The organism is Streptantibioticus silvisoli (assembly GCF_027947535.2).
Taxonomy (GTDB): Bacteria; Actinomycetota; Actinomycetes; order Streptomycetales; family Streptomycetaceae; genus Streptantibioticus_C; species Streptantibioticus_C silvisoli.
This window is the reverse complement of the sequence record NZ_JAAGKO020000010.1, coordinates 45,924-58,011: the sequence shown is the minus strand read 5'-3', so window position 1 is coordinate 58,011 and position 12,088 is coordinate 45,924. Positions and strand designations below refer to the sequence as shown.

General features: G+C 75.7%; 1 protein-coding gene and 1 pseudogene. One reads left to right on the top strand and one right to left on the bottom strand.

The window, feature by feature from the left end; all coding sequences use genetic code 11:
• Nucleotides 1–35: 35 nt before the first annotated feature.
• Nucleotides 36–10,859: pseudogene (locus tag POF43_RS09870) on the top strand (type I polyketide synthase); the annotation flags it as partial.
• Nucleotides 10,860–11,038: 179 nt separating this feature from the next.
• On the opposite strand, the gene POF43_RS09865 reads toward POF43_RS09870, so the two are convergent.
• Nucleotides 11,039–12,073 (bottom strand): ketoacyl-ACP synthase III family protein, encoded by a 1,035-nt coding sequence (locus tag POF43_RS09865; protein ID WP_271313915.1) that lies wholly within the window; start codon nucleotides 12,071–12,073, stop codon nucleotides 11,039–11,041.
• Between the last annotated feature and the right edge of the window lie 15 nt (nucleotides 12,074–12,088).

Below are 12,088 nucleotides of genomic sequence, written 5' to 3'. Positions count from 1 at the left end.
TGAGCGATGAGGAAAAGATCCTCGGTTACCTGAAGAAGGTCACCGCCGATCTCCACCAGACGCGGCAGCGGCTGCGGGAGGTGGAGGCCAGGGGGCGCGAACCGATCGCGCTCGTCGCCATGGGCTGCCGCTTCCCCGGCGGCGTCAGCGACCCGGAGGACCTGTGGCGCCTGCTGCGGTCCGGCCAGGACGCGATGACGCAGTGGCCGCACGACCGCGGCTGGGACTCCGAGGCGCTGTACGACCCGCGCCCCGGGGTCCCGGGCAAGTGCTACACCCGTACCGGCGGCTTCCTGGACCGGGTGGCCGACTTCGACGCCGGCTTCTTCGGGATCTCCCCCCGTGAGGCGGTCGGCACCGACCCCCAGCAGCGGCTGCTGCTGGAGATCTGCTGGGAGGCGCTGGAGCGGGCGGGCATCGACCCGCTCGCCCTGCGCGGCAGCCGCACCGGGGTGTTCGCCGGCACCAACCTCCAGGACTACTCGACGCTGCTGAGCCTGTCGTCGAACGCGGAGGACGGGGTCGGCAACGCCTCCAGCGTGGTGTCCGGGCGGATCTCCTACGCCCTCGGCCTGGAGGGCCCGGCGGTCTCGGTCGACACCGCCTGCTCCTCCTCGCTGGTCGCCCTGCACCTGGCGGCCCAGGCGCTGCGCGCCGGCGAGTGCGACCTCGCGCTCGCCGGCGGCGTCACCGTCATGTCCACCCCCACCGTCTTCCTGGAGTTCAGCCGCCAGCGCGGCCTGGCCCCCGACGGCCGCTGCAAGGCGTTCGCCGACGCGGCCGACGGCACCGCCTGGGGCGAGGGCGCCGGCGTCCTGGTCGTCGAGCGGCTGTCCGACGCGCGCCGCAACGGGCACCCGGTGCTGGCCGTGCTGTCCGGCAGCGCGATCAACCAGGACGGCGCCAGCAACGGCCTGACCGCGCCCAGCGGTCCCGCCCAGCAGCGCGTCATCTGGGAGGCCCTCAAGAGCGCCGGCCTGTCCGCCGCCGACGTCGACGCGGTCGAGGCGCACGGCACCGGCACCAAGCTCGGCGACCCGATCGAGGCGCAGGCGCTGCTGGCCACCTACGGCCAGGACCGGCCCGCGGACCGCCCGCTGTGGCTGGGCTCGGTGAAGTCCAACGTCGGCCACACCCAGGCCGCCGCCGGTGTCGTCGGCGTCATCAAGATGGTGCTGGCCATCCGCGAGGGACTCCTGCCGCGCACCCTGCACGTCGACGGTCCCACCAGCCACGTCGACTGGACGCAGGGTCAGGTCGAACTGCTGTCCGAGGAACGTTCCTGGCCGGCGGTCGACCGCCCGCGCCGGGCCGGCGTCTCCTCCTTCGGCGTCAGCGGCACCAACGCCCACGTCATCATCGAACAGCCCCCCGCGCCGGCCGCCCCGGCCGACGCGGCACCGCGCCCGGACACCACCGGCACACCGCTGGCGTTCACCGTCTCCGGCCGCACCCCCGCCGCCCTGCGCGCCCAGGCCGAACGGCTCGGCGAGCACCTGCGCACCGGCGCCGGAGCGGCCCAGCGCCCCGAGGACCTCGCCTGGTCCCTGGCGGCCACCCGGCCCGCGCTGGAGCACCGGGCCGTCGTCGTCGCCCGCGACCGCGCCGAACTGCTCACCGGCCTCGACGGTCTCGCCGCCGGCGAGCGCAGGCCCGAGGTGGTCCAGGGCGCGGCCGACCTCGACGGCGGAACCGTCTTCGTCTTCCCCGGGCACGGCCCGCAGTGGGAAGGCATGGCCACCGGCCTGCTCGCCGACGACGCCGGCTTCCGCGAGCACTTCACCCAGGTCGCCGCCGCCGTCGAGGCGCACACCGACTGGTCGGTGCTCGACGTCCTCAACCGCACGCCCGGCGCACCGCCGCTGGAGCGCCTCGACGTCGTCCAGCCCGTGCTGTTCGTCGTGTGCGTCGCGCTGGCCCGGCTGTGGCAGTCCTGCGGCCTGCGCCCCTCGGCCGTCGTCGGGTCCAGCCAGGGCGAGATCGCCGCCGCCCACGTGGCGGGCGCCCTCACCCTGGAGGACGCCGCACGCCTCGTCGTCGCCCGCGGCCTGGCCCTGGCCCCGCTGGCCGGCCGCGGCGGCATGATCTCCGTACCCCTGCCGCTCGCCGAGGTCGAGGCCCGGCTGGAGCGCCACGCCGGCCGGCTGTCGGTCGGCGGCGTCAACGGCCCGCGCTCCGTCGTGGTCTCGGGCGACGCCGACGACCTCGCCGAGCTGCTGGAGCAGCTGACCGGCGAAGGCGTCAGGGCCCGCCGGGTGGCCATCGCGTTCGCCTCGCACGGCGCCCACGTCGAACAGGTCCGCGACGAGCTGATGGCCGGATTCGCCCCGGTGCGCCCGCGCGCCGGCGACGTGCCGTTCTTCTCCACCGTGACCGCCGGCCCGCTGGAGACCACCGGGCTGGACGCCGGCTACTGGTACGACAACGCCCGCCGGCCGGTGCGCCTGGAGGAAACCGTGCGCGCCCTGAGCGCCGCCGGACACCGCGCCTTCGTCGAGGTCGGCCCGCACCCGGTGCTGACCGCCCCGATCCGCGACACCCTCGACACCCTCGACGTCACCGACGCGGCCGTCGTCGGCACGCTGCGCAGGGACAACGGGGGAGCCGCGCGCTTCCTGCTCTCCCTCGGCGAGCTGTCCGTGCGCGGGGTGCCCGTCGACTGGCCCGCGGCCCTGCACGCCGGCGGCAGCCGCGTCGACCTGCCCGTCTACGCCTTCCAACGGCGCCGCTACTGGCCGGAGTTCACCCTGCCGACCGCGGCGGCGGCCACCGCCGGCTCCTCGGACGCCGGGTTCTGGCAGGCCGTCGAGGGCGAGGACAGCGGGACGCTGGCCGCCGCGCTGGGCGTGGAGGAGGCCGCCCTGTCGCAGCTGCTCCCCGCCCTCACCCAGTACCGCCGCCGCGCCGCGCGTACCGCGGCCGCCGACGCCTGGCGCTACCGCATCGTCTGGCGCCCGCTCGACGACGAACGCCCGGCCCCCTCGGCCGCCGGCACCTGGCTGGTCGTCGTCCCGCGCAGCCACGAGAGCGACCCCGCCACGACCGCGCTGCTCGGCGCGCTCGCCCGGGCCGGCGCCTCGGCCGTCACCGTCGCCCTGGACCCCGAGGGCGACCGCGCGGCCTTCGCCACCGCGCTGGCCGGCGCGCACGACAACGCCCGCGGTGTGATCTCGCTGCTCGCCCTGGACGACGCGCCGCACACCACCCTCGCCGGCCTGCCACGCGGCTTCGCCGCCACGGTGACCCTGGTCCAGGCCCTCGACGACCTGACGGCACAGCTCCCGGTGTGGTTCACCACCCGCGGCGCGGTGGCCGTCCAGCCCGACGCCGGGGTCGACGCCCCCTGGCAGTCCCTCGTCTGGGGCTTCGGCCGGGTCGTCGCCCTCGAACAGGCCGACCGCTGGGGCGGCCTGGCCGACCTGCCGCAGACGGTGGACGACACCGCCGCCGACCGCCTGGTGGCGGTACTGGCCCGCGGCGACCACGAGGACCAGGTCGCCATCCGCCCCAACGGAGTCCTGGGCCGGCGCCTGAAGCGCGCCGCGACCGGCGACCTGTCCGCCGACCCGGTGTGGACCCCGACCGGCACGGTGCTGGTCACCGGCGGCACCGGCGCACTGGGCCGGCACGTCGCCCGGTGGCTCGCCCGGGCCGGCGCCCCCCACCTGCTGCTGGTCAGCAGGTCCGGCGCCGACGCGCCGGGCGCCGGCGAGCTGAGCGCCGAACTGACCGCCCTGGGCGCCCGGGTGGAACTGGCCGCCTGCGACATCGCCGACCCCGCCGCGCTCACCGCCCTGGTCGCCGCGATCCCCGCCGACCGCCCGCTCACCGCGGTCTTCCACACCGCCGCCGTCCTCGACGACGGCGTCATCACCTCCCTGAGCCCCGAACGCCTCGCCCAGGTGCTGCGGGTCAAGGTCGGCGGCGCGCTCAACCTCGAAGCGGCCACCGCCGGCCTGGACCTGTCGGCGTTCGTGATGTTCTCCTCCTCCTCCGGCACCTTCGGCAGCCCCGGCCACGGCAACTACGCGCCCGGCAACGCCTTCCTGGACGCGCTGGCCGAGGTGCGCCGCTCCCGCGGCCTGCCGGCCACCGCCATCGCCTGGAGCGGCTGGGCCGACGGCGGCATGGCCACCGGCAACGTCGGTGAGCGGCTGGAACGGCACGGGGTGCGCCTGATGGACCCCGACACGGCCGTGGACGCCCTCCAGCGCGCCCTGGACCACGACGACCCCGCCCTGGTCGTCTCCGACATCGACTGGGAGGTCTTCGGCCCCGAACTGGTCAAGGGCCGCCCCCGCCGCCTGTACGCCGACCTGCCCGAGCTGCGCGGGCTGCTGGAAGCCCGCCGCGACGACGCCGAGCGGCCCCGCGACGAGACCACCCTGGCGCAGCGGTTCGCCGCGCTCGCCGAGGGCGACCGGCGCCAGGCGGCGATCGACCTGGTGCGCGGGCACATCGCCTACGTGCTCAACCACCCCAGCCCCGACGACGTCGAGCCGACCCGCGCCTTCCGCGAACTGGGCTTCGACTCGCTGACCGCCGTCGAGCTGCGCAACACCCTCGGCGAGGCCACCGGCCTGCGGCTGCCCGCCACCATCGTCTACGACTACCCCACCCCCCTCGCCCTCGCCGACCACCTGCGCACCACCCTGGCCCCGGCCGGCACGCCGACCGCCGCCGCGCCCGCCGTGGTGAGCGTGCGCCGCGACGACGAACCGGTCGCCATCGTGGCCATGGGCTGCCGCTTCCCCGCCGGGATCGACTCCCCCGAGGGCCTGTGGCGGCTGCTGAACGACGGCGCCGACGCGATGGGCCCGTTCCCCGCCGACCGCGAGTGGGACCTCGACGCCCTCTACGACCCCGAACCGGGTCTGCCCGGCAAGACCTCCACCCGCGAAGGCGGCTTCCTCGACGGCGTCGCCGACTTCGACCCCGGCTTCTTCGGGATCTCGCCGCGTGAGGCGACCGCGATGGACCCCCAGCAGCGGCTGCTGCTGGAGATCTCCTGGGAGGCGTTCGAACGGGCCGGCATCGACCCGGCGCTGCTGCGCGGCAGCCGCACCGGCGTCTTCGCCGGCACCAACTACCAGGACTACTCCTCCCGCGCGCTGGCCCCCGGCCAGGAGGACGCCACCGCGCACCTGGGCACCGGCAACTCCGCCAGCGTGATGTCGGGCCGGCTGTCCTACACCTTCGGCCTCGAAGGCCCCGCCGTCACGGTGGACACCGCCTGCTCCTCCTCGCTGGTCGCCCTGCACCTGGCGGCCCAGTCGCTGCGGCTGGGGGAGTGCGACCTGGCGCTGGCCGGCGGCCTGACCGTCATGTCCACCCCCGGCCTGTTCGTGGACTTCAGCCGGCAGCGCGGCCTGGCCGCCGACGGCCGCTGCAAGTCCTACGCGGACGCCGCCGACGGCACCGGCTTCTCCGAGGGCGGCGGCATGCTCCTGGTGGAGCGGCTGTCCGACGCCCGCCGCAACGGCCACCCGGTCCTCGCGGTCATCGCCGGCTCCGCCGTCAACCAGGACGGCGCCTCCAACGGCCTGAGCGCCCCCAACGGCCCCGCGCAGCAGCGGGTCATCCGGCAGGCGCTGGCCAACTCCGGCCTGGCGGCCGCGGACGTCGACGTCGTCGAGGGCCACGGCACCGGCACCACGCTGGGCGACCCCATCGAGGCGCAGGCGGTGCTGGCCACCTACGGCCAGGACCGGCCGCAGGACCAGCCGCTGCTGCTCGGCTCGGTGAAGTCCAACATCGGCCACACGCAGGCCGGCGCCGGTGTGGCCGGCGTCATGAAGATCCTGCTGGCGATGCGGCACGGCCTGCTGCCCAGGACCCTGCACGTCGACGCCCCCTCCACGCACGTCGACTGGGACGCCGGCCAGGTGCGCCTGATGACGGAGAACTCCGCCTGGCCGCAGCGCGAGGACCGCCCCCGACGGGCCGCGGTCTCCTCGTTCGGCATCAGCGGCACCAACGCCCACCTCATCCTGGAGGAGCCGCCCGCCGAGGCCGCTCCCGAAACCCCCGCCGACTCTGCCCCCTCACCGCGGCCGGCGGCCGCAGGCACCGTGGCGTGGCCGCTGTCGGGCCGCACCCCGCAGGCCCTGCGCGACCAGGCCCGCCGCCTGCTGGACCACCTCACCGACCGGCCGGCGCTCGACCCGCGCGACGTGGGCCTGACGCTGGCCACCGGCCGCTCCCTGCAGGACCACCGCGCCGTCGTGCTCGGCGAGGACCGGGTGGCCCTGATGGACGGCCTGCGGACCCTGGCCGACGGCAACCCCACCCGCGAGACCCCGGTCGGCTCCGCCAGGACGGGCGGCAGGACCGCCTTCCTGTTCACCGGCCAGGGCGCCCAGCGGCTGGGCATGGGACGCGCGCTGCACGAGGCGTTCCCGGTCTACGCCGAAACCTTCGACGCGGTCTGCGCCCGCATCGACGGACTGCGCGAGACGGTCTTCGGCACCGACGCCGCCGCCCTGGAGCGCACCGCGTTCGCGCAGCCCGCGCTGTTCGCGGTCGAGGTCGCCCTCTTCCGGCTCCTGGAGTCGTGGGGGGTGACCGCCGACCACCTGGCCGGCCACTCCGTCGGCGAGATCGCCGCCGCCCACGTCGCCGGCGTGCTGTCGCTGGACGACGCCTGCGCGCTGGTCGCCGCCCGCGGCCGCCTGATGCAGGCCCTGCCGTCCGGCGGCGCCATGGTCGCCGTCCAGGCCTCCGAGGACGAGGTCCGCCCGCTGCTGGAGCCCGAGAACGGCACGGTGGACATCGCCGCGCTCAACGGCCCCGCCGCGACCGTCGTCTCCGGCGACGAGCAGGCCGCCCTGCGCGTCGCGGCCCACTTCGAGGCCCTGGGGCGCCGGACCAGCCGGCTGCGGGTCAGCCACGCCTTCCACTCCCCGCTGATGGAACCCATGCTCGACGAGTTCCGCGCGGTCGCCGCCGGCCTGAGCTACGCCCCGCCCCGGCTGGGCATCGTCTCCTCCGTCACCGGCCGGGCGGCCACCGCCGCGGAACTGACCGACCCCGAGTACTGGGTGGGCCACGTGCGGGCGACCGTGCGGTTCCACGACGCGGTGCGCACCCTGCGCGAGCTGCGGGTCACCCGCCTGCTGGAGACCGGACCGGACGCCACGCTGACCGCCATGGCCCGCGGCTGCCTCGACGCCGACGAGGCGCTGGTGGTGCCGGCCCTGCGCAAGGACGCCCCGGAGGTCCGCAGCCTGCTGACCGCCGTCGGCGCCCTGCACACGCACGGCCTGTCGCCCGACTGGCGCATCCTGTTCGCCGGCGCCCGGCAGGTCGAGCTGCCCACCTACGCCTTCCAGCACGACCGCTACTGGCTGCGGGGCGCGACGTGGGCCGGCGACCTCGAAGCGGTCGGCATCGACCGCGTCGGCCATCCCTTCCTCGGCGCGGCGCTGAGCCCCGCCGGGTCCGACAGCGTCGTCTACACCGGACGGCTGTCGGTGCACACCCACCCCTGGCTCGCCGACCACGCCGTACTGGGCCGGGTCATCCTGCCCGCCACCGGTTACCTCGACCTGGCCGTGCACGCCGGTGACCGCGCCGGCTGCGGCCACCTGGCCGAACTCACCCTCCAGACCCCGCTGGTGCTGCCCGAGGACGGCGGCGTGCAGATCCAGCTCGTCGTCGAAGCGGCCGACGACAACGGCCGCCGCGCCTTCGCGGTGCACTCGCGGGCCGAGAACGACGACGCCGCATGGGAACGGCACGCCCAGGGCACCCTCGCCCCGCAGCCGGACACCCTGCCCGAGCGGCTGACCGAATGGCCGCCGCCCGGCGCCCAGCAGGTCACCGACGGCGCGCACTACGAGCTGTTCGCCGCCGCCGGGTTCGACTACGGCCCGGCCTTCCAGGGCCTGCGGACCGTCTGGCGGCGCGGCGAGGAACTGTTCGCCGAGGTCGCCCTGCCCGAACCCGACCGCGCCGAGGCCGACCGCTTCACCCTGCACCCCGCGCTGCTCGACGCCGCCGTCCAGTCGCTGCTGGTCAACGCCGGCGCCGACACCGGCGCCGACACCGATGCCGGACAGCAGGCGGAGCCGGCCGGTGAGGCGATGCTCCCGTTCGCGTGGAACGGCCTGTCGCTGTACGCCCGGGGCGCCACCGACCTGCGGGTCCGCCTGGCCCCGGCCGGCCACCCCAACGGGTTCTCCGTGCTCGTCACCGACCCCGAGGGCGCCCCGGTCGCCTACGCCGACGCGCTGACCCTGCGCGCGGTCTCCGCCGACCAGATGCCGGACCGCGCGGCCGCGGCCGGGCAGAGCCTGCTCCACCTGGAGTGGCGCGCCCTGACCGCCGCGACCGCGGTGCCCGCCCCGGAGTCGGTCCGCTGGATCGTGCTGGGCGAGGGCGACGACCGGGTGGCCGGCGCGCTGGACGCGGCCGGTGTGCACCTGGAGACGTACGCCGACCTGGAGTCGCTGGGCAAGGCCGTCGACACCGCCATGACCATGCCCGACGTCGTCCTGGTCGCCCCCGAGGCGCGCGACGGCGACGGCTCGGCCGTACCGCGGGCCGTGCGCGGCCTGCTGGCCGCCAGCCACGACATCTGCCGCGGCTGGCTCCAGGACGAGCGCTTCAGCGGCTCGCGGCTGGTCTTCGTCACCCGCCGGGCCATCGCCACGGTCCCCGACGAGGACGTCGCGGACCTGGCCTCCGCCGCGCTGTGGGGCATGATCCGCGCCGCCCAGACCGAGAACCCCGACCGCTTCCAGATCATCGACCTCGACGCCGCCGAGACCTCCGACCAGGGACTGCTGGCCGCGGTCGCCGCCGCGCACCCGCAGTCCGCGGTCCGCGACGGCCGCCTGCTGCTGCCGGGACTGGCCCGCACCGAGGCCGGCGAACCCGCCCCGGCACTGCCCGACGGCGCGACGGTGCTGGTCACCGGCGCGACCGGCGCGCTGGGCCGGCTCGTCGCCCGGCGCCTGGTCGACGCCCACCGGGTGCGCAGCCTGCTGCTCACCAGCCGCAGCGGGCCCGACGCCCCCGGCGCCGCCGACCTGGTCGCCGAACTGACCGCCGCCGGGGCCCGGGTGGACCTGGTCTCCTGCGACGTCGGCGACCGCGCGGCCGTCGAACAGCTGCTGGCCCGGGTACCGGCCGACCACCCGCTCGGCGCGGTCGTGCACGCCGCCGGCGTCCTGGACGACGGCACCGTGACCTCGCTGGACGCCGCCCGCTTCGACCGCGTGCTGCGGCCCAAGGCCGACGCGGCGTGGCTGCTGCACGAGCTGACGGCGCGACTGCCGCTGGCGGCGTTCGTCCTGTTCTCCTCGGTGGCCGGCTCCTTCGGCTCCCCGGGACAGGCCAACTACGCCGCGGCCAACGCCTTCCTCGACGGCCTGGCCGCCAGGCGCCGCGGCCTCGGCCTGCCCGCGACCTCCCTGGCGTGGGGTTCGTGGGACGTCGGCGGCGCGATGACCGGCAAACTGGGCGAGACCGACCGGCGCCGGATGGCCCGCGGCGGTATGCGCCCGCTGTCGGCCGAGGAGGGACTCGACCTGTTCGACGCGGCGCTCGCCGTCGCCGACCGGTCGGCCCTGGTCGCCATGGGCACCGCGCCCGGGCGGCACGCCATCGACGCGCTGCTGCGCCCGTCCGCCGCGGCCCCGCGCCGCGCCGCGGCCGGGGCGCTCGCCCCGGCGGGCGGCCTGCCGGCCCTGCTGGCCGGCCTGGACCAGGACAAGCGGCGCGAGACGCTGGTCGGCCTGGTGCGCGAGCGGGCCGCCGCCGTGCTGGGCCACGCCTCGCCGGACGCGGTCGAGCCCGACCGGCTCTTCACCGAGCAGGGCTTCGACTCGCTGACCGCGGTCGAACTGCGCAACCAGCTCGCCACGGTCACCGGGCTGCAACTGCCGCCGACGGTGCTGTTCGACTACCCCGACGCCCACGCGCTGGCCGGCCACGTCGACCAGCTGCTGCTGGCCGGCCCGGCCGCGGCCGGCGCGCAGGCGGGGGTGCCGGCCAGCAGCTCCGGCGGCGAGGACACCCTGGGCGCCCTGTTCAAGCAGGCGTGCGAGTCGGGCAAGGTCGACGAGGGCTTCACCCTGCTGCAGGCGGCGGCCGAACTGCGGCCGCGGTTCAGCAGCCCCGGTGAACTGCCCGTCGTCCCCGAGGCGATCCGGCTGACCACCGGCGCCGCCGGGGTCGCCCCGCTGGTGTGCTTCAGCTCCTACGTGGCGCTGGCCGGCGTTCACCAGTACGCGCGGTTCGCCTCCGCCTTCCGCGGTGAGCGCGACGTGTGGGCGATGCCCACCCAGGGCTTCGGCGCCGGGCAGATGCTGCCCGAGTCGCTCGACGCGGTCGCCGAACTCCAGGCGGAGTCGGTGGCCCGGTGCGTGGGGGACGAGCCCGTGGTCCTGCTGGGTTCCTCCTCCGGAGGCATCCTGGCCCTCGCGACCGCCTGCCACCTGCAGAAGGCGGGCCGGCCGCCGGCCGCGGTGGTCCTGCTGGACACCTACATGCCGCGGGCCGACTCCCCGTTCCTGCGGTTCTCCCAGGAGATGATCGGCGGGATGTTCGACCGGGAGTCGATGTTCGCGCACATGGACTCGGCCCGGCTGACCGCCATGAGCTGGTACGTCAGCATGATCGGCGAGTGGGAACCGGGCGAGCTGTCGTGCCCGGTGCTGCTGGTGCGCTCCTCCGAGCCGCCGCTGTCGGCCGACATCATCGGGGTGCTGGAGCCCGAGGAGTGGCAGGCGGCCTGGGAGCGGGCGAACACCGTGATCGACGTGACCGGCAACCACTTCACGATGATGGAGGCCTACGCCCGCGGCACCGCCGCGGCCACCGCCGACTGGCTGGCCACCACCATCGGGAACTGACCGGCGGCACCGCAGGACCCGGCGCCGTGGCGGAGCGGACCCCGCCACGGCGCCGTCCTGTCACCGCCCGGCCGCCCGGCCCCGCCCGTCCTCACCCGTCTCGATCGGCACACCGAAACGCCCGCCGGCCACCGCGTATCGCGGTGGCCGGCGGGCGTTCGTCCTGCCGGGCGGTGCGGTCAGACCGCCCAGGGCGGGGTGTCGGTGATGGTCACCACGGCCGCGGTGGAGATCCAGCCGGGCCCCTGGGAGAACAGCAGGACGTTGTCGCCCGGTCCCACCTCCCGGGTGCGCACCAGGTGTTCGAGGGTGATGAAGACGTCGGCACCGCCGACGTGGCCCACCGACTTGCCGAAGTCCCAGGCCGAGCGGGACATCGGCAGACCCAGCGGCATCATGATCGAGTACTCGATCATCCGGCCGTCCATGTTGATCGAGACGACCTTCGCGATGTCGGAGGCGTTCAGGCCGGCGTCGACCAGCGAGCGCTGCATGACGTCCAGGCCGAACCGGGTGACCTTGTCCAGCGTCTCCGACAGCGACATCTCCGTCTCGTTGAACTGGGTCGCGCGCTCCGGCATCCCCGGCGTCGGCACACCCGTGTCGCGCAGCAGCAGCGGCCCGTTGCCGCGGTGCCACTTCTCCAGCACGTTCAGCACACCGGCGTTGAGCGAGCGGACCCGGGCGAACCCCTCCTCGGCGCCGACCAGCACCGCGGCGGCGCCGTCACCGGAGATGTAGGACTGGCCGAAGCCCTTCCAGCGGTCCACCCCCGGCGCGGAGAAGTTCTCCCCCGTCGTCAGCAGCACCGCCTCCGCCTCCGCGGCCCCGGTGATCTGCCCGATGGCCACCTCCAGGGCACCCAGCATGCCGTTGCAGCCCTGCTGGAGGTAGAACGCCGGCATCACCGGCAGCCCGAGCTCGCGCAGGATGTACCCGGGCGGGTACGACGCCTCCGGCCCCTGGTAGTGCACGGCGCTGTGGATGTGCGCGCCGATCTCCTCCGGGTCGAGCTTGGAACGCTCCAGTGCCGTGCGCGCCGCGGTCACCGCCATGTCCAGCGCGGGGACGTCACCGGCGATGTGCGCCCCGGTGAGCCCGTTCAGCTTGATGATCTCCGCGTCCAGCAGACCGTCGGCGACGGCCTGCTCGGCGCTGGCCCACTCGGGGAGCACGACCCCCAGCGAGTTGATGTGGACGTTGTCGACCTTCATCGCCCATCTCCTGTT